The organism is Puia sp. (assembly GCF_035546395.1).
Classification (GTDB): Bacteria; Bacteroidota; Bacteroidia; order Chitinophagales; family Chitinophagaceae; genus Puia.
On record NZ_DASZXR010000016.1, the window covers coordinates 706,663 to 728,356 of the forward strand.

Below are 21,694 nucleotides of genomic sequence, written 5' to 3' on the forward strand. Positions count from 1 at the left end.
TTGCTTTTCTACCGGGTCTTTTCTACGAGCAGGAGGTGTTCGCAGGCCATGACGAGTTCGAGGTGTTGGTTGTAGGTGTGGACCTGTTCGACGACCAGGCCATATTCGGGTCGTTTGTGTTCGTTCTTGCTTTTTATGGTGACCTCGGTGCGAAGGGTGTCGCCGATGAAGACGGGACGGATGAAGCGGAGGCGATCGTACCCATAGGTCATCGAGACCTCGTTGATCTCGCCGGCGGTTTGGCCGATAGCTATGCAGAAGATGAGGGTGCCGTGGGCGATGCGGCGTTTGAATGGTTGGGTCTTGCACCATTCTTCGTCCATATGATGGGGGAAAAAATCGCCGGTTTGGCCGGCATGGAGGATGATATCGGTCTCCGTGATGGTGCGGCCGGTAGTGCTGCGGGTTTGGCCGGGCTCGAACTCTTCGTAGTACTTCTTCATTTTAAGCAATCGCGTGAACCTATGTGATTGAAAAATGAAGGTAGCGTCGCGGCGAGCCGCGCGCAATGTCAGGTTTGACTTTTTTGATGGATTATCTTCCTATTTCTCGAATACGAGGGCTTCGGGGTTGGCGCCGAGTTCTTTCAGCGTATCGTTCAGTTCGGCGACCATTTGATCTGGGCCGCAGATATAGAAGGGTTGGGTGAAGTCGGTGACCTGCGCTTTGAGGAATGATTTGTCAATACGGGTGTGGAGGTAGCCTTTTGTATCGTCCTGTGTGAGGATGAAGCTGGCGCTGACTCCGAGGATGTCGAGCAGTTCCTGGTGTTCGATGATGTCATCGACGGTCTTATTGGAAAAGAAGAGGGTGTTGCCTTCGGCTTTTTTGTCGCGGTGGAGCTGGCGGAGGATGGCGAGGAAGGGGGTGACCCCGGCGCCGCCGGCGAGGAAGACGCCAGGGCCTTTATACTCTATGGCGCCCCAGACGTCGTGAACGATAACGGTATCGCCGGGTTGCAGCTGGTGAAGCTGATCGGTGACGCCGTGATGATCGGGGTAGCGCTTGATGGTGAACTGGATGAACGGGTCGTCGTTGTAGCCGGTGAAGGTAAAGGGGTTCTTTTTGTCGGTCCAGCCGGGTTTGTTGATGGTCATATCGGTGGCCTGGCCGGGTACAAACCGGTACCCTTTTGGCTTTTCGAAGCGGAATTCCCTGACGTCGTGGGTGACTTGTCTTGTTTGGAGGAGCTTGACGGTGTATGCGTTTTCCATACTTCAAATTTACTTCGTTTATGTCTTTGAACCGGATTCTATCCGGTTTGGTTATGTCTTTGAACCGGATTCCATCCGGTTTGGTTATGTCTTTGAACCGGATTCCATCCGGTTTAGATCGTACCAGGGATCGATGGGATAATCATGGTTTATGATGACGGGTTGCCCGATGCGTGGAGTGGTGATGTGGACATGAAAGGCTTTGGCTTCGGCCAGGACCCGGCGGATGGGTTCGTTCCAGGGGTGGAGGGAGAGGGTGAATTTGGCCCAGTGGACGGGGAGGAGGGCTTTTGCCTTCAGGTCGACGGCGGCCAGGATGGTTTCTTCGGGGAACATATGGATATGGGGCCAGTGGACACCGTATTGGCCACATTCGAGGAAGGCGAGGTCGAAGGGGCCGTATTGCTGGCCGATGGATTGGAAGTGGGGGCCATAGCCGGAGTCGCCGCCGAGGAAGAGGTTGAGACGGGTTTTGCCGGGGGAGCTGGGGTCGGGGGCGTTGAGGATGAAGGAAGACCAGGCTGACTGTCCTCTTTTGAAGGTTCGGCCCGAGAAGTGCCGGGCGGGGGTGGCGGTGAGATGAAGGGTGTCATCGGCGGCGGCGCGAGAAGGGCTGGCGGCGATCAGGTCGCTGGTGGAGACCGGGCCACCGGTAGTGACCGAACTGGTGGCAGTGAGAGGCTTGCCGGTGGGGTCGATATGGACCGTTTCGCCCCAGTCGAGTTCGGTGATCTTTTCGGGGGGGATGCCCCAGAATTCGAGGTGGGCGCCGACGCCGAGGGAGGTGTAGAAGTGGCGGGTTCGCGGGTTGAGCTGTTGGATGGTCCTATAGTCGAGGTGGTCGTAATGATCATGGGTGAGGAGGATAGCCTCGAGGGTGGGCGGCATATCCGCGGGCTTATAGATATCCGCGCCGGGATATGCCTTTGCAAAGAAGGTGAAAGGCGAGGCGTTGCCGCTGAAGACCGGGTCGACGAGGATATGGGTAGGGCCGAGTCGGAGCAAATAAGAGGAGTGACCGAACCAAACGACGGTGGCCTTGTCCGGTGGCAAATGGGTGAGATTGGTGCGGATCGACGGAAGGGGCCCGGGTGGGGTGCTGTCGGTCGGTCGACGGCGATATTCTCCAAGCATTTTCCAAATGGTGGTATCCTTGAGGGTGACCTCGGTGGGAATGGGGTTCTGAAAGCTGCCGTCGCGGTAGTGCGAGGAGCGGAGAATACGCTGGAGCCGCAGGCCGGCGGGCTGTTTGCCGAGAGATTTTAGCAGGGACATGGCTGATCTAACAATGGACCGGTGGATTGGTTGGGCATTCGGCCGGCATTTTTAGTAGAATCTCTTTAGCGATCGTTGAACAAATGCATCAAATCCATTAAAACCTCGTCAGGCGAGCCTTTTGCGGTGACCGGTTAAAGGTAAATTCGGGAAGAATTGGATATGCAACACCCCGCCATCCATATCGCTCTCGCCGGTGACCACGCCCTGAACCTGCACGCATTGGCCAGTTTGCTCCGGCCTGAGAGCGGTTTCCGCGTCGTATCGATCAGCAAGGATATCCGCGAGCTCGAAGACAGCATTGTCCGGGGCGGAGTGGAACTCTATCCCGCCATCGTCCTGCTGGACGTCAACTTCGACCTGCACCGGGCGGCGGGGCTCATCTCATTTGTGAAGGGCGGATGCCCCACTGTTCGGCTTGCCGCGCTTGGCCTGACCCGGGACCGGGAAGCGATCCTGCGACTGTTGCAACTGGGCATCGATTGTTATCTCCCCAAGAACAGCGATCCCGAGCAACTGGAGGAGGCCCTGCGGAAGCTGGCCTGCAACGGCAACTATACCACGCCACTGATGGAGCAGGCTTTTGGCGGGATCGGGGAGCCCAGACCGGTTGCCGCCGGCGCATGGCCACCTGTAACTGTATCTCAACGGCGGTTCTTTCGGCTGGCGATGTCGGAGGCCTCCGATGAGGATATCCGTCGCCGAATGAATCTTTGTCATTCAACATTTACTCAACTGGTGGCGAGGGTGTACCGGCTTTTCGGTGTACGGACACGGGATGGGCTTGTGCTTGCGCTTTACCGGAACCGGTTTATGATTATGGATGATCTTTGAGGGAGCGAAACTCCCATTCAGGATTCGGGATTGGCGGCTGGAGATCAATGATTTAGATTTCGGGGCAAATGCGTATATTTGTAATGATGCAGACGCAGGGAACACCCATATTTCTCCGGTATGGAGGGGCCGAGAAGGACACTTCTGAGATGAGCCAGGAAGAGCTTGTTCGTGCAGCTGTTTCGATTCGCCGTAGGGCGAAAGAAAAAGCGTTTTCCAAGGGGCAACCCATTATTTTTGGAAGAGAAGGGAAAGTTTTCGAAGAGTGGCCCGATGGTAGAATTGTGGAACGCAATTAATATAGTAGCCAATGCCTACTATTTACGTTATCGCAGGCCCTAACGGAATAGGAAAAACAACATCGTCTTTTGACATACTTCCCAGTGGAATTCCGGTGATCAACTCCGACGAAATTGCAAAGGAGGCTCGGGCGGCCGGGATAATCGTTGCAAATACCCAAGAATATAGCAATCAAGAAGCTGCTCGTCTTGTCGATGAGCAGATCGGCAAGCGAAATACATTCGCCATAGAGACAAATTTGTCAGATGTAGAAACATGGAAATTTCTAATCAAGGTTCAAGAACTTGGATATGAATTGCATGTGAAGTACTATTCAACGGATCAATTACAAGTATTGAACGATCGGATTGCAATCAGGGTAAGATTGGGAGATCATTTTGTCCGTCCGGATATAGTAGAACAACGATATATCAGTGGGCTAAAATTGCTCGACCACTATTTTCATTATCCTGATGTACTGGAACTATTCGATAATACTGATTCGATGGTTTTAGTGGGGGAGTTCAAGAGGGGCGAAATTGTTATGCGATTGGAGGTGATGCCTGCGTGGGTGGTGAAGTACTTGGGAAATCATTTAAGACCCCGGTTGGATTCCAGTGTCCCGGCAAAGGATCTCAGTGATATAGATGCCGTGAGAAAGGCCTATCAGGCGTTGAAGGACGCATCGAGGCCGAAGGCGGACCGATAAATTTTATATCGGATAGTAGCATCTGTATCATCATCAGCCTAGCGGCTTTTATAATTCAAGCAATCGCATTTGGTTAAGTGAGTTTTTCGATAAATTTGAACCCGTAATCGGAAACATGGCAATTTCTTCAGAAACATTATTTCACTTTACGCCCACACTGGCTAATTTGAAGGGGATAGTTTCAGATAAGTTTCGAATCGCGTATTGTTTTGAACAATACACTTTGGACTATCAAACTCACAGCGCATATTATCCTATGATTTCTTTCTGCGACATTCCATTGTCACTCGCTAAAAATCATATCAACAAATACGGATCGTTCGCGGTCGGATTGACAAAGGACTGGGGGATTAGAAATAAGCTCAATCCGGTCATTTATCTTGAGACGAAATCCTATCTCAGCCACGAAATACAGTCCAATCTTGATCATCTTGCAAAAATGACGGAACACCTTCGCAACGAATTTTCTAAAATTTCTTCGAAAATATCCGAGCTCGCTGGCGAGGTTGTGATAAGTAAAGAACTTTCAAGCGGGCTAGTAAATGTAAACAATGAGCTAAATAAAAGGATATCAAATCATGCAGAGGTGTTGACATAGCAAGCGGAAGCAATAAATATTCTTGGACTGATGTACAAGTCGCTCACTAGCATAGCTAATACCCAGATGAATCTATTCAGATACATCAAAAATTATCAGGGATTGCTTTATAGAGACGGACCTAGTGCTAAAAAATATATATATTATGATGAAAAAGAATGGCGATATATTCCAGAAATATCTGACGCGCGTGTGAAGGCATCTTTAACAAAGGAAGAATTTACACTTTATCGGGGCAAGTCCAAAATGAAACCTTTCGTCGATCGTATAAGCCTGTCATTTAAAGCAAACGATATTAAGTATTTACTCGTAAGATCGACCAGTGATATTCCCAAGTTATTGAAACATCTGCGAACAGTCGAAGGGCTAGTTCAGAATGCAAGTGAATTTGAAATTCTTTCTACAAAGATATTTACAATTGAGAACCTGACTGGTGATTTTTGAAGGCAAAGTTGTGCCGCCTGAGCTTGTCGTTTATGATTGCTGCAATGTTCTGGATAGGTGATTATGGGCCAGGATGACATAAGAAGCCGAAAGGCGGTTGGTTTAACATTAGAGATATCCTTCCTCCTTCAATGAAAACTCATTTCATGATATTTACCCGAGCGATAAACACCCCGACTCGTAAAGGCTAGCGGCTGGGAACTGCAGATGCGCGGATTAGGCAGGATAAGGGGTTTAACGAACAAAAGATTGATAGATGACCTGCTCGAGGCGATGTTCGAAGTCGCCGTGGGAGTTGGGTGATTGCTGGGTCATGACGAGGCCGATGACGTGGTTTTTGGGATCGGCCCAGTAGGTGGTGCCGAAGTAGCCGCCCCAGGCGAAGGTGCCTTCGCCGCGGACTTCGCGGGCGGCGGAGAGGGCGCTGGTGATCCCGAAGCCGAGGCCGAAGTTGTCGGTTTCATTGAAGAGAAAGGAGAGTTGGCCGGTGGTCATCATTTCTACCGTTCGGGGCGCGAGGATGCGGGCGCCATTGTAGGAGCCGCCGTTGAGGAGGGCTTGTAAAAATATGGCGTAGTCCCAGGCGGTGGAGGTGAGGCCGGCGCCGCCGGAAAAATAGCGTTTGTGCGCGAGGGGATAGTTGGGATCGATGGTGGTGCGTTGCTTTGTCCAGGGAATTATGTGGTGAACCGAATCCTCGGTGTACACCTTTGTGAGACGGCCGGCTTTTTCGGCGGGAATGTTGAACCGGGTGTCGTTCATGCCGAGGGGATTGAATAGATTCTGCACGAGGTAGTCTTCCAGATTTTTTCCACTGATGACTTCGATCAGGGCGCCGAGGAGGTCGACGCTGAGGCTGTATTGCCATTTCTCGCCGGGCTGGCTTGTCAGTGGAAGGGTGGCTAATTTTGACATCGTTTCTTTCAGATCGCCATCGTACTCGCCGAGACCGGAAGGGATACCGGCCTTTGCGTAGATGGCCTTGCCTTCCTTTGTGCCGATCAGCGGATAATCAAGGCCGGCGGTATGGGTGAAGAGATGGCGGAAGGTGATGGGCCTCTTGGCGGGGACGGTAGTATAGCTGCTGTCGGCGGGATTGAATTTATCGACAACCTTCATGTCTTTGAAGGCGGGGAGAAAATCGCTGATGGGTTCGTCGAGGTAGAACTTGCCCTGTTCGAAGAGCTGCATCGCAGCGACGCTGATGATGGCCTTTGTCTGGCTCGCAATGCGAAAGAGGTCGTCACGGCGCATGGGTATGCCGGCTTCTTTGTCGGCGTAGCCATAGGCTTTGTACTGGACGACATGGCCGTTCTTTACGACGAGAGTGACGACGCCGTTGATCCAGCCCTTGTTGATACAGTCGTTCACAAAGGTGTCGATGCGCGCGAGGCGGCGGAGATGGACCGAGGGGTCGGGAGCGATGAGGAGGGGTTGGGCGGAGGGGTATGTGGCCGGGTGAGCGGTTTGGAAGGCGGCTTCCGTGGTTACGCCGGGACTTTGGGCGTAGAGGCATTGGGCGAATGAAAGAAGGGTGAGTACGGATAGGATAAGCTTTTTCATGTGGCTAGTTTACAGTAAGATAATGCATTTTTTGTGACCGGCCTTTTACCTTTAGGGTTTGATGCGCATTCTAATCCTTTGTTGTGTTTGTCTGGGCCTGATGGCTGCTTCGCGGTTCGTGGGGCCGCGGGGCCCTTCACCGGGCGTGGAGGGCGCCGTGGAGTATTTTCGCAAGGAAGCGGTAGCCTTTGCGGGCGCCTGTACCGGGCTGCGGGAGGCGGCGGAGGGGCCCGCAGATGTCGGGGAACTGCGGCAGCGGCTGGCGCTGGCGCGATTGCGTTATAAGCGGATCGAATCCTTTCTTGAATATTTTTTCCGGAGCAGTGCGACCATCTATAACCGGCCACCGAAGTTCGAGGCGGAGGATGGGGGGATGGAATACCAGGAGCCGGTCGGGATGCAATTGATGGAGTCCTTGCTTTATGCGAAAACATTGGATCGCCGGGCCTTGCTGGAGCAGGCGAAGGCGGTGGAGAGTTCGGCGGTGGATCTGCCGGCCCTGCTATACGGGTTGAAGGCAACGGACCGGCAGGTGTTGGAGAGTCTGCGAATCGAATTGATCCGGGTGGTGGCGTTGGATGTTACGGGATATGAGGCGCCTTTGTTGAAGAGCGGGATTGGGGAGTCGCGGGCGGCGATGGAGGCGATGGAGGTGCAACTGGGGCCTTACCTGGAGGGGAAGCGGGGGGATAGTGTGGGGAGCTATTTGGACCGATCACTTGCATTGCTGACGGGTGATTTTGATGGGTTTGACCGGTTGCGGTTCCTGCGGGAAGCGGCGTTGCCGCTTCAGCGGCAGTTGGGGTTGTTCATCCGGGAGAGGGGATTGGAGCTGAATACGACGAGGACGTTGAATTATTCCGCAGAGGATATCTTTTCGCCGGATGCGTTTTTGGCGGCGAAGTTTCCGGGGGCCGCCCCCGCGCCTGACGACGTTGTGCGGCGGGGGCGGCGATTGTTCTTCGATTCCAGTCTGTCGGGGAACGGCCGGAAGGCTTGCGCCTCGTGTCATAACCCGGCAAAGGCTTTTACGGATGGGTTGCGGGTGAGTGTGGAATTGGATGGGCATCAGCCGCTGGACCGGAACGCCCCTACCCTGCTGTATGCGGGTTTCCAGTTCTCACAGTTTTGGGACGGCCGGGTAAAGAGCCTGGAAGAGCAGATCCGGACGGTATTGCAAAATCCGCGGGAGATGGGGGCGACGGAGGTGCGGGAGGAGGATGTCAAGGCGATTGCGGCGTATGTGCGGAGTCTGCGGCCGATGAACTCGGCGTTTGATCATTTTTTGAGAGGAAGCGGGGAGCTTTCAGCGGCGGCGCGGCGGGGCGCGAATCTTTTTATGGGGAAGGCGCAGTGCGCTACCTGTCATTTTATTCCTTTGTTCAACGGGTTGATCCCGCCGGACTATGCGGTGACGGAATTCGAGGTGTTGGGAACGACTGCGGATGACGATTTCAGGCATCCGAGGCTGAGCCCGGACTCGGGACGATATGGGCCCTATCCCCTACCTTTTTTTCGCGGGGCTTTCAAGACGCCGACCGTGCGGAATGCGGCGCTGACGGCGCCGTATATGCACAACGGCGGGTTTGGGTCTTTGGCGACGGTGATCCAATTCTATAACAACGGTGGTGGTGCGGGGATGGGACTGGCTGTGCCGGACCAGACGCTTTCGGCCGATTCGCTGCGGCTTTCGACTGCGGAAATGAATGACATTGTACTTTTCATCCATACATTAACGGATAGTTTATGATCAAAAAAATGGCTCTGTTGCCGGCGCTTCTGCTGATGGTTGCGGCGGTTTCTGCTCAACGTTATGTTAGTCCTATCAGATCGGTCCTGCTACGCGGTCCCTATCTGCAATCCGTCACACCTACCTCGGCGGTGGTCCGGTGGCGCACCGATGTGCTGACGCGGGGGATCGTTCATTTTGGCCGGAGCGGCGACTTGCTGGACCGGAATGCACAGGACACCGTGCTGACGACCGAACACAAGATCCTGCTGGAAGGGTTGCTGCCCGACACGCGGTATTTTTATTCGATCGGCTCGTTTAAGGATACCTTGCAAATTGGCGCCAACGACTATTTCATGACGCTGCCGAAGCCGGGTACGGAGGCCTTATACCGGATCGCCGCCGTCGGGGATTGCGGGAACAACTCGGTGAACCAGCGGGACGTGCGGGATGCTCTGCTGAAGTATTTGGGCGGATATTATCTCAATGCGTGGATACTATTGGGCGATAACGCGTATTACACAGGCCGCGACGCGGAATTCCAGTCGAACTTCTTCAACCTCTATAAAGACAACCTGCTGCCGAAATACCCGATGTACCCCAGCCCCGGCAATCATGATTATTATGATGGGGATTCCTCGGAAGAGAAGGTTCAGCATACCCACCAGGTGGCGTATTTCCAGAATTTCACGATGCCCGTCAACGGGGAGGCCGGCGGGGTGGCTTCGCATAACCCGGCCTTTTATTCCTTCGATCTTGGCAATATCCATTTCCTGTCTTTGGACAGCTATGGGATCGAACAGGATCAATACCGGATGTATGATACACTGGGACCACAGGCGCAGTGGGTGAAGAAAGACCTGGAAGCCTATGGGCACAAAGGGTGGGTGATAGCTTACTGGCATCATCCGCCTTATACGATGGGTTCGCATAATTCGGATCGTGAAAGCGAGCTGGTGAAGATCCGGGAGAACTTTATCCGTATCCTGGAGCGATATGGAGTCGACCTGGTGATCTGCGGGCATAGCCATGACTATGAGCGGTCGCAACTGATCAAGGGACATTATGGGATGGAGAAGAGCTGGGACTCGTCCTCGTATGTGGTGCAGCATGGCAGTGGCCGTTATGACGGCAGCCCAATGAGCTGTCCCTTTTTGAAGGATTCCGCCAATGGATACGTCGGCACGGTGTATATCGTGAGCGGCAGCGCGGGGCAGCTGGGCGGCAGGCAAACCTCGTTTCCCCATGACGCCCTACCCTATGCGGACGCCACGCATGGCGGTGCGGGGATGTTGGAGATACAGGGGGACCGGCTGGACTGGAAATGGATCTGCGCGGATGGGGTGATCCGGGATCAGTTTACGATGCTGAAGAATACGCGGAGTCCGCATGGGGTGACGATCCGGAGGGGTGAGAACGTGGTGTTGAAGGCGCCGTTCAGTGGGAAATGGAGCAATAAGGAGACGGGTTCGAGCATCGAGGTGCGACCGTCCCGATCCACGGTGTACACGGTGAAGGACGAGGCGGGGTGCGCGGAAGAGCGGTTCGAGGTGCGGGTGGAGAAATGAGCGTATTCGGTGACGCGCCTGGCGCCGTTGGCGTTTGTGGCCGGTGGGTATTTCGAGTGTTTATACGGTTGCGGGTGACCGGGCGAATTTATATATTTCGTAAACTCGCCATATGAACCTTGCTTCGCAAAACCGCTTTTACGGGTTCGTCGCCCGTAATTTTCATCGTTTGTTCTGGCCGGCGCTGGCCGGCACCCTTTGTATCCTGCTGTTCCAGCTGAAGAATCAGGCCGTGTTGCGGACGGACACGTCCCCGATGGGTATTGTTTCGCTGGAGACAGGGGGATTCCGGACGGATACCGCGATCATCGCCGCGTGGCGGATCTACGTGCCGGATATCCCCGCCGATGATTTTTGCGAAGTAAGGACCTTACAGCCTACAAGGCTCGAGGTAGCCCGTTCGGTGACCTACTGGGACTTTTTCTTCATCGTATTCTATACGGCCTTATTTATCGTGGTACTCTCGACGCTGCAGGCCGAAAGAAAGTCCGGCAAGGCGGGGGGAAGCGCCGGCTTCAGCCATCTGCTGATGGGGCTGGTGGCCCTGGCAGCCCTCTGCGGATTTGCCGGCGACTGGGGATTGTTACAATTTATTGCGGGCAGCGGAACGGCGGCAGCGGCCAATTTCACGCGAGCCACCCAGCTAACCAAGATGGGCATCCTTCTGTTGCTGACGCTGTATATCGTATATGTGCTCATCTTCCGGCACTACGGGTTGCAATGGGTGTCCAACTATCTCCGCACCAAATCGCTGCAGGCCTTTCGGTTCCGGCTCATCCTGTTGGGAGTGATCTGTTTTTCGGCGCCCATCTGGCTAATGGACCAGGGGCAGGATCTGTTGGTGAACACCAATGCGGAGGACAAGGGGGTATTCCTGTTCATCATGGTTGTCGTGATCGCGGCGTTGCTGAACTGGTGGCTGGCGAAACTGTTCTTCGAAAGCCGGTACGTTCCGCCTTTCTGGCCGTTGAACGAGCCGGTATTCTCCAAGCCTGTCGACCCGGAGGTATACGCGGCCGTGCTGGCCTCGGAGAAGAAAGTTTCGCGCTACCTGGGCATCTGTACGATCGTGATCCCGGCAGTAGCCATTCTGAATGCGCTGGCCGCCACGCGGCTGCATTACTGGATGGATATTTTTTCGCCGGTGGCCTGGCTGGCGGGGTTGCTGGTGATCTTCTTTGTGCTGGTACAGCAGAATGTCGCCGAAAAATTGTTTGGGTGGACCTCGCGGAGGCTGGGCCGGGGCATAGCGAGAGGGGTAGCATTCGGGTTGATTGCCCTCGCGGCGGTGATCCTGCCCAGCTTCTTCCGGTTGTTCCTGATCCCGCACAACCGGGAGGCCCCGCAATCGTTGAATTTCCTATTCGCAGACCTGTTGCTGATCGCGTTCGCGTTTTATTTATTGGTCAGTTTACGGGACCAGCTATTCGATAACAAAGGCTGGCTGGGCGAGAAGATCGGGCGGTTGATCCTGCCTGCCGCGGGAGCGATGGCGCTGGGCTTTATCCTGTATACTATTTTCCCATTCGCGATGCAGGGTGTGGTCGGTTGCTATCTCAGTCTGCCGGTGCTGCTGGCAGGGATCGTGTTCTATATTCTCGTTGTGACGCTGATATTGCGGGCCGGGCAGATGAAGAGGATCAATTTTCTTTTATTCCTGCTATCGGGCTGGGTACTGATCGTGGTGAACGGCAGCAATAACTTTCACGCTGTGCACCGGATGCCGGTGGCGGCCGCACCGGCGGCCCCGAAGCTCACCGAATATTTTAAACAGTGGGTACTCGCGCGACAGGAGGAGATACGGGCGGCGCCGGCCGGTTACCCGGTGTTCCTCGTCAATAGCTACGGTGGCGGCATACGGGCGGCGGCATGGACGAATTTCGTGCTTTCGTACCTTGACGATTCACTGTTGCGCAGGGACAGCCTTGCGGGGCTGCCGAGGCGGGGGTTTGAGCATTATGTATTCTCCCTTTCGGGCGCCTCCGGCGGGACGATCGGCTCGGCCGTTCAGTGCGCCTACCGGGCCACGCATCCCGACAGCATGGCGGCCGGCGGGAGCATCGTCAATCCCTATGCGAATTTCCAGGAGGACTTCGAGCGGTTCTATCGCCACGATTTCCTGACGCCGGTACTGGCCAGCATCCTCGGCCGGGATGCCTGGTCCTCGGCGGTGACGGATGGATGGACCTCGCTGAACGGCACGCTTTGGTGGGACCGGGCGGCGATACAGGAGGAGCTATGGGCGAGATATGGGCGGCAGGAGCTGGGGTTGAATCTTGACAGTGAGTTCCATGCCATCTGGGACCCGACCAGGATGGGCCGGCAGGCATATGATATTCCCCTGCTATTTTCAAATACGCTTAATGTCGATAATGGGTTGAAGGGCATCTGTGCGCCGGTGTCGCTGGATTTTGCCGATTTCCCGGAGGTGATCCAGGTGGGGGACCGGGTGCGGGCCTTGAATGCGAACGCCCGCGCGGGCGGGGAACCGCCGATGTCGATCTCGCTGATCACGGGGGCTTTCCTGAGTGCGCGATTTCCCTATATCAGTCCGAGCGGGAAGATGGGACCGGCGTATCATTTTATGGATGGCGGCGGCAAGGATAATTCGGGGGCCGGGACGTCGGCGCAGATCTTTTTTGCGTTGAGCCGGGCGATGGAGGTGGAGCTTGCCCAGGGGAGGGACAGCAGCTATGTGTCGCTGTTGAGGAAACTGAAGATTTACTTTGTGTCGATCTCCAATTCGGCGACGACAACTTTGCGAGTGCCGCCGCCGGATGACCGGCGGGTGGTGAAGAACCGGCTTGAGCCCTTGAATCCGGTGGTGGGCATTATCAATAGCGGCATCAACGGGAATGCGATGGAAGCGGACAGTGCGCTGCGTTCGCGGTTTGCAGGGAATCCGTTGTTTGCGTCGCTCTATGGAGGATATTTTTCGGTGTGGCCAAATACGTTTTGCATCAATTCGGGCACCGATAGTGCGTACTGTCCGCTGGCGCCCTTGGGGTGGCAGATCTCGCGGCCGTCGCTGCGGCGGTTGGAGGGAAATTTTGAGGGGGCTAGATTGGCGGCGAACCCGGAGGGGGTCTTCTCGTTGTTGCGGGTGCCGGGATTGCGTTAGGGGGGCGCGGGCGCCGCTCGCGACACAGGCTAATGATTGGCCTTCGGCCAGTCGGCTTCCAACCGCCCAGGTCCGGGCCCGAAGGGCAACGCCTTAATTTTTCAGAATTTTCAGCGTTTCTTCATGATCGTTTGTACCGAGGCTGACAAGGAGGATGCCTTTGGGCGCGTTAGTCAGATCGAGGGTGATATCCTGGCCGGGGTTGGCGGTGAGCTGCCCGGAGCGGACCAGGCGGCCGTCGAGAGTCGTCACGTTGAGGCGGACCGTTTCGGGCGTTCCGTTGTCGAGGCGGATCGTGGCGTAGTCGACGACGGGGTTTGGGTAACAGCGTATCGTGGCGCCGGTGGCGAGGAAGGTCAGCTTGCGGATAGGTGAGTAGGCGACGCTGCCATCCATGGCGACGGCCGTCACCCGGTAGTAGTTGACGGCGGCGGGCGTGTTGTCGGTGAAATGATAGACATCGGTATTGTCCGGCTGCGGCTGCACGGCGCCGATGGTGCTGAAATTCGAGCCGTCGGCGGAGCGTTCGATGGTGAACCCGCCGGTGGCGGCGGCGTTGAAGCTGAGGGCGGCGGCGCCCTTATCGGCGACGGCGTCGAAGGCGGTGATGGATAGGGGCAGGACGAAGAGCGGGGTGGTCGCGATGAAATTATCGAGGACGGCGGTGTGTGCGCCATTGCCGTTCATTCCCGAGCCGATCGTCGCGTTTGTTGCGCCGACCCAGTATAGGGCCTGCCCGGTGGCGCCGACGACGTTGGTGTATTTCAGCGTGCCGTCGAGCCAGGCGCGGAAGGTGCCGGAGACGTTGTCGTAGTCGAAGCGATAGGTATGAAAATTGGCGTCGGTGGGTACGGACAGAAAGTTGGCGAGGGAGATGTTTTGGGCCGCACCGCCATTGTCAAGCTGGAACTTCGCATAGATGGCGCCGGTGTTGATCCCGATGTCCATCCCGCCCAGCGTGAAGAAGCCGGCGGTGTTCTCTGCGCGGACGAAATCGATGGATATATCGAGGCCGGGCACTTCGAATTGAGCGCCGGGCACGACGAGATTGATATCGTTGGTGCTGTTGGGGGCTACTCCATGGCCGCCGGCGTTACCGGGGGTTACGAGGGAGGCCGTGCCGCTGACGCTGGTGGCGTTGGCGCCTATGTCGGCCGTTAGGATAGAGCCGGCTTCGAAGCCAAACTGGCTGATGACCTGGGCGCGGGCGATATTTTCCAGGCCGGCAGAGAGGGCGATGAAGAGGATCAGGGTCGGTAAGGTCTTGCGCATGGATACAGATTATCTACCTATTAACGTCAAGCATAGTGCCACCCATACAACGACATGATTCAGAGACCACTAAGGATTCCAGCAGTAAACCCTTACGGACAAAAAAGAGAAAAAATTCCGTTTTTGGGAAGGGAAAGGCGGTTATCTTTCCGGTAAAAATCAGGATATTATGAAAAGAAGAAAATTTTTAGGTGCTTCCGCCCTGACGGCGGGGGCTTTTGGATTGGCGGGTAGTGCTTCTGCGATGGGTGTGGTGGCGTTTGGGGAAGGTACGGGGGCGAAAGGGGCCGCGGGTGCGACGAAGCTGCCGCCAGTGGGGCATCATGTGTTTTTTTGGCTGAAGGATCCTTCTTCCGTTGCGGATCGCGACAGGCTGGTCGAGGGGTTGAAGACCTTAGCGGGAATCCCGGTGATCCGGGAGCTGCATGTCGGCGTGATCGCCTCGACCGAAAAAAGGGATGTCGTCGATACATCCTGGCAGGTGTCGGAACTGATGTTCTTTGACAATGTCACCGACCAGGCTGCGTATCAACAACATCCCATCCACCTTGACTTTGTCAAAAACTACAGTCATCTGTGGACGAAAGTGGTGGTGTACGACGTGATGAACGTGTATTCTAAGTAAAAGAAATCAGTTGGACCTCAAAGACAAGAGTGCTATTGGGCCCGATCTCCGCGCTGACCTGGCGTTCGCCATAGCCTAGGTTCGGAGGAATGAAGAAGCGCCATTTGCTGCCGGTGGGCATTAGTTGGAGCCCTTCCGTCCAGCCTTTGATGACGGCGTTGAGCGGGAACGTTGCGGGCTGGCCCCGGCGTACGCTGCTGTCGAAGACGGTACCATCGATGAGGGTACCATGATAATGGCAGGTGACCTTGTTGGAGGCGCTGGGTTTAGGGCCCGTGCCTTCGGTCAGTATCTCATATTGTAAACCGCTGGGGAGGGCGACGACGCCCGGTTTCGCTTTGTTGGCTTCGAGGAAGTCCTGGCCGGCTTTGAGGTTGGCGGCGGCTTTTTCGTTTTTCATTTGAAAGAGTTTGTCGGCGATGCCCATGAATGTGTTTTTTTTGCAAAGATACAGGGAATGGGAATGCCATATCTTTGCGGTCGATCTATGGACAAGAGGAAGTATTACACCTATATACTGGTTTTGGGATCGCTGACTGCGTTGGGGCCCTTTTCGATCGATATGTACCTGCCGGGGTTTGAAGACATTGCGAAGAGCCTGGAGACTTCGGTTTCCGAGGTGGGCCTTTCGCTGGCGAGCTATTTTGTGGGCATCTCGCTTGGGCAGCTGCTGTATGGGCCGCTGCTGGACCGGTATGGGCGGAAGAAGCCGCTGTATGCGGGTCTTGCCGTGTATATTCTGTCGACGGTGGTCTGTATGCGGGCTCAAAATATCAATGTGCTGATCGTGTTGCGGTTCATCCAGGCCGTGGGAAGCTGCGCGGCGCAGGTGACGGCGATGGCGATGGTGCGGGACCTGTTCGGTCCGAAGGAGAGTGCGAAGGTGCTGTCCCTGTTGTTGCTGGTACTGGGGGCTTCGCCGATGATCGCGCCGACCGCGGGGGGATATATTGTCGTGACCTGGGGATGGCGGGCGATATTTTTAGTGCTGTTGGTACTCGGTGTGTTGATCCTTGGGTTGAGTATCCTCTTCCTCCCGAATAGTTACCCCGCGGATGAAGGCTTTAGTTTGCGGCCGCGCTTTATCGTGCGGAACTTTTTATCGGTCTTCTCGGTTCCACAATTCCTGATCTATGTATTTGTAATGGCATTGGCGTTCTCCGGTCTGCTGGCCTATGTGGCGGGTTCGCCGGTGATCTTTATGGGCATCTTTCATGTCGGCAAGCAGACGTATGGATGGATCTTCGCCTTCCTGGCGGTGGCGTTTATCGGGCTGAGCCAGTTCAACGGTCTGCTGCTGAAGCGCTATACGAGCCAGCAGGTGATCCGGGTAACGCTTACGGGGCAGGCGGTAACGGGGTTGGTGTTTTGGGGGTTTGCCACGGCGGGTTGGCTGAACCTGGGCGGGACGATCGCTTTTTTGTTTGTGTTCCTGGGCTTTCTTGGCTTTACCAATCCGAATGCGGCTGCACTGGCGATGGCGCCTTTTGCGAAGAATGCGGGGACGGCGTCTTCCCTGCTCGGGTGTTTGCAACTGGGGATCGGGGCGCTGGCTTCGGCGGGGGTGAGTGCGTTTGCGGATGGGACGGTGCGGCCGGTGGCGGCGGTGATCGCGGTGACTTCGGTGCTGGCGCTAGGGGTGTTGTTCATGGGGCGGAAGCGGCCGGTGGTGATGGAGGAAGGGGATGCGGGTGTCGTGACGGGGCATTGAGCGGCGGTTCAGGGGAGCCGTGGCTTTATCGTTATTTCCTGCCAAAGCCGCAAGAGCAGCCGTTGTTCGCCAAGACGGATCTCGGTAGTGGCGGGTAATCCGTCGGAGCAGGTAAGATGTTGGCCGCGGGTGGTGGTGAGACCGGCGGGAAAGCGGATAAGGACCGGGACTGTTTTTTCCCCGGCGGCATTGTCTGTGACCATTGTGTTCGTGACGGTCCCGGCGGGCGGAGCGAATTTCCCATCCAGGTAACCATACATCTCCGGCGGGTAGCCTGCCAACTTAACCCGGACGGTCTGGCCAGCGCAGATGCAGGATATCCATTGCCGTGGAAGTTCCAGCCGGCCATAGTAGTCGTCCGAAGCAGAGCGGAAGATGAGGAGCCGGATGCGGCTAGTTAGGGGAACCCGAATAAAGAACGCCAATGCGAGAAGGGCGGCCAGGACAAGCAGGAACAGACCGGTTCCCCAGCGAATGATCCAGATAGGACGGCGATGTAATATTTCCCGCAGTTCGTCCATGTTATTCTCCTAATTCCAATTGGTTTTCGACGAGGCGAAAATATTCGCCTTTTTTTTGTAGTAACTGCCGGTGGGTGCCGCTTTCGGCAATGACGCCTTTGTCGAGCACGATGATTTGGTCGGCGTTCTTCACCGTGCTGAGGCGGTGGGCGACGACGACAACGGTCCTCCCGTTGAAGAAGGCCTGCAGATGTCCGAGGATGATGCTTTCATTGGCGGCGTCGAGGCTGTTGGTCGCCTCGTCAAAGAAAATAAAATCGGGATCGCGATAGACGGCTCGCGCGATCAGGATGCGTTGCCGCTGTCCCGCGCTTAGCCCCGTCCCTTCGGCGCCGATGAGGGTGTCATAACCGAGAGGCAGGGAGGTGATGAAACTGTCGATATTGGCCATTTTGACCGCATAATCCAATCTCCCGCGATCGGGTTCGGGCGATCCGACGGCAATGTTTCGTGCGATAGAATCGGAGAAAATATAACTCTCCTGCATGACCACCCCACAATGGCTGCGCCATAGCTTATGGCTGATCGCGTCGAGCGGGGTATCGCACAACCAGATAGCGCCCCGCTGCACCGGATAGAATTTCAGGAGGAGCTTGAGGAGGGTAGTTTTACCGCTGCCACTGACGCCGACAATGGCCGTGACTTTACCTTTTGGGATGCGAAGCGAGATATTTTCCAGCACGGGGGCGTTGCCGGCGCCAGGGTAGGTGAAGGATACATTGTCCAGGTGGATATCGGCGCGGCGGCCGCCGGTCAGCTGCCGGCTGAACGAGGGAGGAAGGGTTTGGAGTAACGGCTTATGGCGGGGCTCTTCGTCGGGCATGGAGTGGATCTCGTTGAGGCGGTCGACGCTGATCTTTGCATTCTGCCAGGATTGGGCGAAGCTGAGCATTTGTTCGACGGGGGCGTTCAGCTGACCGATGATATATTGCACGGCGATCATGGTACCGAGGGTGATGCGGCCGTCGACGACGGAGCTTGCGGCGATGAAGGTGATGAGGATATTCTTTGTTTCGTTGATACAGAACGCTCCGGACTGTTGCCACTGGCTGAGCGAAAGCGACCGGCCGCTGAGATTGAAGGCCGCTACCTGTAGTTTTTCCCAGGAGCCGCGGATCTGTTTTTCGACGCCGTTCAGGCGGATCTCCTGCATTCCCTGGATCATCTGGATGGCTGCGCCCTGTTCTTTGGCGGCGACATCGAAGCGGCGGTAGTCGAGTAGGCGGCGACGGCGCATGAAGACGATGATCCAGGCAGAGTAACAAATGCTTGCCGCCAGGAATACGAGGAAGATGTAGCCGTTGAAAGAGGCCAGGACGAAGGAAAAGACCAGCAAGTTCACGACCGAGAAGAGCACCGAGATGGAAGAACCGGTGAGAAAGGATTCGATGCGCAGATGATCGTTCATGCGCTGGAGGATATCTCCTGTTCGTTTGCTATCGAAGAAGGACAGCGGGAGTTGCATCAGCTTGACCAGGAAATCGGTGAGGATGGCAATATTGATCCTTGTGCTGATGTGCAGCAGTATCCAGCTGCGAATGAATTCCGTGATCATCCGGCCTGCCAACAGGGCGAGTTGGGCGATGAGGACGACCTGGATGAAGTGGATGTTGGCGGCGTCGATGCCGACGTCGACGATGCTTTTCGTGAGAAAGGGCAGAACGAACTGGAGGAGACTGGCGACAGCAAGGCCGATGGCTAGCTGGGCTACCATTTTTTTATAAGGCCGGAGATAGGAGAAGATGCTGCGAAAAGCGGAGCTGGCCGGTTTTGTGGGAGCGGCGTGATTTTTGGGGGCAGCCGGATTTGGGGAGCTAGCCGGTTTGGAGGAGCTTCGGGTGAAAAATTCCGGCGCCGGCTCCAGCAGCAGTGCGATGCCGATGCGATCGGGGGCCCAGCGTTGCAGAAATTCGGCTTCGCCAAGCCGCACGCGAGCTGCAGCGGGATCGGCGATATAGAAATGTCTGCGCTTTACCTTGTAAAGAACGACGAAATGATATTGATCCCAATGGAGTATGGCGGGCAGGGCGACCCCGGCCGCCAAGGACTGCAGGTCGATCTTAACCGCACGGGTGCGGAAGCCGATGCTTTCTGCGGTGTCACTTATCCCCAACAGGTTGACGCCGTCCTTACCGATCTGGGCATTGTCCCGCAGGGCCTGCAAGGGGTATTTCCTGCCGTAGAAGGCGGCTACCATTTGCAGGCAGGTGGGACCGCAGTCCATGGAGTCCGGTTGCCGGAAGAATGGGAAGGGCATGGATGGGTTCGTGCTTAGCAGCAGGCGATGTAGTTCGGGTTCGAACAGGTGTTGGTGGTTCGGACACAATTGGTACTCTCCCCATCGCAGCCGGGGATCTGTTCTACCGGTGGATTATCAACATAGCAGGCAATATAGCAGTTATCGCAGGTCCACCAAACGTAAGTGCAGGGAGGATTGGAGCAGCCACCCTTGAGGTTTCGCATTTCTGCGCGGCTGAGCTGGATGCCGAGTGTTGTTATCATGTTCTTTTGTTTTTATGATTAAAAATAGATTGCGTTATTCTTCGAGGAAAGACTGGAGATCGCCAAGGGAGTATATCTCGGGCATCTGGCGGCCGTTGACGAATATGGTCGGTGTGGCAAATATGCCCGTCTGCGTGCACCATTCGCTCATAGCCTGCAGCTTGCCTCCTTGCTTTTGCAACTCCCCATTGAGGGGATATTTTCGGGCAAAGCGCTGGTAATCCTTTTCCGGGGCGAGATACCAGTCATCGAGAGCCCGGAGCATCAGTTCCGGATCCTTTTTATCATATAGTGCCATCAGGTGACGTACGGGTACCGCTTTCTTATCTTTGTCATCATCCTTGGCGGTGAAAATGATCTGCACTTTCAGGTTGTCATGGGTTCGCAGCAGTTGGTCGATCATGGGGTGGGCCTGAGCGCAAGGGTTACAATAGGGGTTGCAGACCTTGATGATCGAATTCCCTGCGGCGGGATTCCCGAGGGTTATCCCGAGGCCGGTGGGATCGGCAGTGATCATTTTCTGCCGCTGGGTCATCGACTGAAAAATATCCTTGTTTGCCTTAAGGCGGTCAAGTTCGGCTTTGTGCCGCCGGTTGGCGAGGGTAGCGAGGAGGTGAGTTTTGCTGAAGGTCCAGAAAAAGACCGGGATCAGGAAAATGGCGACGGTGTTGACGGTGAATACTGGGGCGTGGTTGGACGGCTTGCTCCAGAAGAGGAAGTAAAATGCCGCGAATTCGGCGACGAGCAGGGCCTGTACGCAGAGGCAAAGCAAGCACCATTGTTTTGCTACGCGCCACTGGTACCCGACGGAGAACAGTATATAGGGGAGCGTGAGCAGATTGATCCAAGAAAGCAAGGGAACAGTCGCAGCGGGTGGGGATACCAGCAGGCAAAGAAAACTGCCGGCGAAATAGTAGAAGCCGATCTCGCTCCAGGAGACAAGGCCAAAAAATTTGGCCGCAGGCGACTGAATGACAGCTTTGCAATTGGTGTTTTTGACGGCGGTGCAGATCTTTTGCAATACGGGGTTGAGTGCATCGATGTCATACCACAGCAGCAGGGAGGCGACGAAGCAGCCGGCGAATTTTATGAAGGTGAGTAGATATAACGGCCAGGACGAGATGGCGAGCGTCATCCAGATGAGACAGCAGAGCAGGATAAGAGCGGGGGTGTTGTCGCCCAGCCATTCCTTTATCCTGCGGCGGCGGAAGTCTTCCTCGCCGGAATTTGGGGAAGCTTCGGCGAGCAGGCAAATACCATTCCAATCTTCAATGAATTCGGATGTGGGGATATTCCTTTTGCCACCGTGCTTTTTTTCACCGGAACACAGCACATTGTCGGTTCCGACGGAGTGAACAGTCAGGAAGCCGCCTCCCTTCCGGCTGGTGTATGCTATGAATGGGAGGGGAATATCTGCCAGCTGTTCTTTTCCCAGGCGGATGCAGGAGTTAGCAATGTTGAATTTCTTTAATGAGTCGCTGATGCTCAACAGGCTGGGATAGTCGGGATGGCCCTCCAGGGTCTGTTTGAGCGCGGATACGGTGACGTTGATATGCAGCCCGCGCAGGAGCTGGCGGGTGACCATAAGAATGTTTCCGGTATTTGGTGGTAGCAGGAGGTCGAAGAGCATGGCAGGTCGATTGGCTTCTTTAAAAATATACGAAATGCCAGGCCAGCCCAAAAGCGTTTATGCGCAATAAGGGCTTGCGTGTAGACGAGTGCGATAGAG

General features: G+C 55.6%; 19 protein-coding genes. 9 read left to right on the top strand and 10 right to left on the bottom strand.

Features of this window, described 5'->3' with window-relative positions; all coding sequences use genetic code 11:
- Nucleotides 1–8: 8 nt before the first annotated feature.
- The 3 genes from VHE34_RS24075 to VHE34_RS24085 form a co-directional block, all read right to left on the bottom strand.
- Nucleotides 9–443, bottom strand: coding sequence for a MaoC family dehydratase (locus VHE34_RS24075; protein ID WP_325592693.1), 435 nt, complete (start codon nt 441–443; stop codon nt 9–11).
- Between the two features lie 99 nt (nt 444–542).
- Complete coding sequence (locus VHE34_RS24080) at nt 543–1,214, bottom strand: FAD-binding oxidoreductase (protein WP_325592695.1); 672 nt, start codon at nt 1,212–1,214, stop codon at nt 543–545.
- Nucleotides 1,215–1,298: 84 nt separating this feature from the next.
- Nucleotides 1,299–2,489, bottom strand: coding sequence for an MBL fold metallo-hydrolase (locus VHE34_RS24085; protein ID WP_325592697.1), 1,191 nt, complete (start codon nt 2,487–2,489; stop codon nt 1,299–1,301).
- A 162-nt stretch (nt 2,490–2,651) separates the two neighbouring features.
- On the opposite strand from VHE34_RS24085, the gene VHE34_RS24090 reads away from it, so the two are divergent.
- The 4 genes from VHE34_RS24090 to VHE34_RS24100 all read left to right on the top strand — a co-directional run bounded on the left by VHE34_RS24090 (nt 2,652) and on the right by VHE34_RS24100 (nt 5,353).
- Nucleotides 2,652–3,323 carry a hypothetical protein gene (locus VHE34_RS24090; protein WP_325592699.1) on the top strand — a complete coding sequence of 224 codons (672 nt, stop codon included), beginning with the start codon at nt 2,652–2,654 and terminating at the stop codon, nt 3,321–3,323.
- A gap of 310 nt (nt 3,324–3,633) precedes the next feature.
- Complete coding sequence (locus VHE34_RS24095; protein ID WP_325592701.1) at nt 3,634–4,311, top strand: hypothetical protein; 678 nt, start codon at nt 3,634–3,636, stop codon at nt 4,309–4,311.
- A 115-nt stretch (nt 4,312–4,426) separates the two neighbouring features.
- The gene (locus VHE34_RS31220) at nt 4,427–4,909 is read left to right on the top strand and encodes an abortive infection system antitoxin AbiGi family protein (protein ID WP_414709922.1); all 483 of its coding nucleotides are present in this window, start codon (nt 4,427–4,429) and stop codon (nt 4,907–4,909) included.
- A 30-nt stretch (nt 4,910–4,939) separates the two neighbouring features.
- Nucleotides 4,940–5,353, top strand: coding sequence for an abortive infection system antitoxin AbiGi family protein (locus VHE34_RS24100; protein WP_325592703.1), 414 nt, complete (start codon nt 4,940–4,942; stop codon nt 5,351–5,353).
- Nucleotides 5,354–5,587: 234 nt separating this feature from the next.
- Here VHE34_RS24100 and VHE34_RS24105 read toward each other — a convergent pair whose 3' ends face one another.
- A complete protein-coding gene (locus tag VHE34_RS24105) occupies nt 5,588–6,916 on the bottom strand; it encodes a serine hydrolase domain-containing protein (RefSeq protein ID WP_325592704.1) in 1,329 nt (442 codons plus the stop codon).
- Nucleotides 6,917–6,977: 61 nt separating this feature from the next.
- Between VHE34_RS24105 and VHE34_RS24110 the strand changes: the two genes are divergently transcribed.
- The 3 genes from VHE34_RS24110 (at nt 6,978) to VHE34_RS24120 (ending at nt 13,334) form a co-directional block, all read left to right on the top strand.
- Complete coding sequence (locus tag VHE34_RS24110) at nt 6,978–8,666, top strand: cytochrome-c peroxidase (protein ID WP_325592706.1); 1,689 nt, start codon at nt 6,978–6,980, stop codon at nt 8,664–8,666.
- Nucleotides 8,663–10,213 (top strand): metallophosphoesterase, encoded by a 1,551-nt coding sequence (locus tag VHE34_RS24115; protein WP_325592708.1) that lies wholly within the window; start codon nt 8,663–8,665, stop codon nt 10,211–10,213. The genes VHE34_RS24110 and VHE34_RS24115 overlap by 4 nt, the downstream gene beginning before the upstream one ends.
- A 112-nt stretch (nt 10,214–10,325) precedes the next feature.
- On the top strand, nt 10,326–13,334 hold the full coding sequence (locus VHE34_RS24120) for a hypothetical protein (protein ID WP_325592710.1): 3,009 nt from the start codon (nt 10,326–10,328) through the stop codon (nt 13,332–13,334).
- 93 nt (nt 13,335–13,427) lie between these two features.
- Here the strand turns inward: VHE34_RS24120 and VHE34_RS24125 are convergent, their stop codons facing one another.
- A complete protein-coding gene (locus VHE34_RS24125) occupies nt 13,428–14,606 on the bottom strand; it encodes a T9SS type A sorting domain-containing protein (protein ID WP_325592711.1) in 1,179 nt (392 codons plus the stop codon).
- A gap of 169 nt (nt 14,607–14,775) precedes the next feature.
- Between VHE34_RS24125 and VHE34_RS24130 the strand changes: the two genes are divergently transcribed.
- Nucleotides 14,776–15,231, top strand: a complete 456-nt coding sequence (locus VHE34_RS24130) for a Dabb family protein (protein WP_325592713.1) — start codon at nt 14,776–14,778, stop codon at nt 15,229–15,231.
- Here VHE34_RS24130 and VHE34_RS24135 read toward each other — a convergent pair.
- Nucleotides 15,224–15,658, bottom strand: coding sequence for an FKBP-type peptidyl-prolyl cis-trans isomerase (locus VHE34_RS24135; RefSeq protein WP_325592715.1), 435 nt, complete (start codon nt 15,656–15,658; stop codon nt 15,224–15,226). The genes VHE34_RS24130 and VHE34_RS24135 overlap by 8 nt on opposite strands.
- 60 nt (nt 15,659–15,718) lie before the next feature.
- On the opposite strand from VHE34_RS24135, the gene VHE34_RS24140 reads away from it, so the two are divergent.
- Nucleotides 15,719–16,942: a multidrug effflux MFS transporter gene (locus tag VHE34_RS24140; protein ID WP_325592717.1), complete on the top strand. Its 1,224-nt coding sequence runs from the start codon at nt 15,719–15,721 to the stop codon at nt 16,940–16,942.
- Between the two features lie 8 nt (nt 16,943–16,950).
- Here the strand turns inward: VHE34_RS24140 and VHE34_RS24145 are convergent, their stop codons facing one another.
- From VHE34_RS24145 to VHE34_RS24160, 4 genes are read right to left on the bottom strand one after another with little or no spacing between them, the layout of a single operon-like run.
- Nucleotides 16,951–17,463, bottom strand: coding sequence for a hypothetical protein (locus VHE34_RS24145; protein ID WP_325592719.1), 513 nt, complete (start codon nt 17,461–17,463; stop codon nt 16,951–16,953).
- A gap of 1 nt (nt 17,464) precedes the next feature.
- On the bottom strand, nt 17,465–19,720 hold the full coding sequence (locus tag VHE34_RS24150) for a peptidase domain-containing ABC transporter (RefSeq protein ID WP_325592720.1): 2,256 nt from the start codon (nt 19,718–19,720) through the stop codon (nt 17,465–17,467).
- A gap of 14 nt (nt 19,721–19,734) precedes the next feature.
- On the bottom strand, nt 19,735–19,965 hold the full coding sequence (locus VHE34_RS24155; protein ID WP_325592722.1) for a hypothetical protein: 231 nt from the start codon (nt 19,963–19,965) through the stop codon (nt 19,735–19,737).
- 34 nt (nt 19,966–19,999) lie between these two features.
- Nucleotides 20,000–21,550 carry a vitamin K epoxide reductase family protein gene (locus VHE34_RS24160; protein ID WP_325592724.1) on the bottom strand — a complete coding sequence of 517 codons (1,551 nt, stop codon included), beginning with the start codon at nt 21,548–21,550 and terminating at the stop codon, nt 20,000–20,002.
- Between the last annotated feature and the right edge of the window lie 144 nt (nt 21,551–21,694).

Excerpts from the sequence above, each read along its gene's own strand:
- VHE34_RS24095 (WP_325592701.1), top strand. The coding sequence starts at position 3,634 with ATGCCTACTATTTACGTTATCGCAGGCCCTAACGGAATAGGAAAAACA.
- VHE34_RS24145 (WP_325592719.1), bottom strand. The coding sequence starts at position 17,463 with ATGGACGAACTGCGGGAAATATTACATCGCCGTCCTATCTGGATCATT.
- VHE34_RS24155 (WP_325592722.1), bottom strand. The coding sequence starts at position 19,965 with ATGATAACAACACTCGGCATCCAGCTCAGCCGCGCAGAAATGCGAAAC.
- VHE34_RS24115 (WP_325592708.1), top strand. The coding sequence starts at position 8,663 with ATGATCAAAAAAATGGCTCTGTTGCCGGCGCTTCTGCTGATGGTTGCG.
- VHE34_RS24100 (WP_325592703.1), top strand. The coding sequence starts at position 4,940 with ATGTACAAGTCGCTCACTAGCATAGCTAATACCCAGATGAATCTATTC.
- VHE34_RS24160 (WP_325592724.1), bottom strand. The coding sequence starts at position 21,550 with ATGGTCACCCGCCAGCTCCTGCGCGGGCTGCATATCAACGTCACCGTA.
- VHE34_RS24105 (WP_325592704.1), bottom strand. The coding sequence starts at position 6,916 with ATGAAAAAGCTTATCCTATCCGTACTCACCCTTCTTTCATTCGCCCAA.
- VHE34_RS24125 (WP_325592711.1), bottom strand. The coding sequence starts at position 14,606 with ATGCGCAAGACCTTACCGACCCTGATCCTCTTCATCGCCCTCTCTGCC.
- VHE34_RS24110 (WP_325592706.1), top strand. The coding sequence starts at position 6,978 with ATGCGCATTCTAATCCTTTGTTGTGTTTGTCTGGGCCTGATGGCTGCT.
- VHE34_RS31220 (WP_414709922.1), top strand. The coding sequence starts at position 4,427 with ATGGCAATTTCTTCAGAAACATTATTTCACTTTACGCCCACACTGGCT.
- VHE34_RS24135 (WP_325592715.1), bottom strand. The coding sequence starts at position 15,658 with ATGGGCATCGCCGACAAACTCTTTCAAATGAAAAACGAAAAAGCCGCC.
- VHE34_RS24140 (WP_325592717.1), top strand. The coding sequence starts at position 15,719 with ATGGACAAGAGGAAGTATTACACCTATATACTGGTTTTGGGATCGCTG.
- VHE34_RS24080 (WP_325592695.1), bottom strand. The coding sequence starts at position 1,214 with ATGGAAAACGCATACACCGTCAAGCTCCTCCAAACAAGACAAGTCACC.
- VHE34_RS24150 (WP_325592720.1), bottom strand. The coding sequence starts at position 19,720 with ATGCCCTTCCCATTCTTCCGGCAACCGGACTCCATGGACTGCGGTCCC.
- VHE34_RS24120 (WP_325592710.1), top strand. The coding sequence starts at position 10,326 with ATGAACCTTGCTTCGCAAAACCGCTTTTACGGGTTCGTCGCCCGTAAT.
- VHE34_RS24090 (WP_325592699.1), top strand. The coding sequence starts at position 2,652 with ATGCAACACCCCGCCATCCATATCGCTCTCGCCGGTGACCACGCCCTG.
- VHE34_RS24130 (WP_325592713.1), top strand. The coding sequence starts at position 14,776 with ATGAAAAGAAGAAAATTTTTAGGTGCTTCCGCCCTGACGGCGGGGGCT.
- VHE34_RS24085 (WP_325592697.1), bottom strand. The coding sequence starts at position 2,489 with ATGTCCCTGCTAAAATCTCTCGGCAAACAGCCCGCCGGCCTGCGGCTC.
- VHE34_RS24075 (WP_325592693.1), bottom strand. The coding sequence starts at position 443 with ATGAAGAAGTACTACGAAGAGTTCGAGCCCGGCCAAACCCGCAGCACT.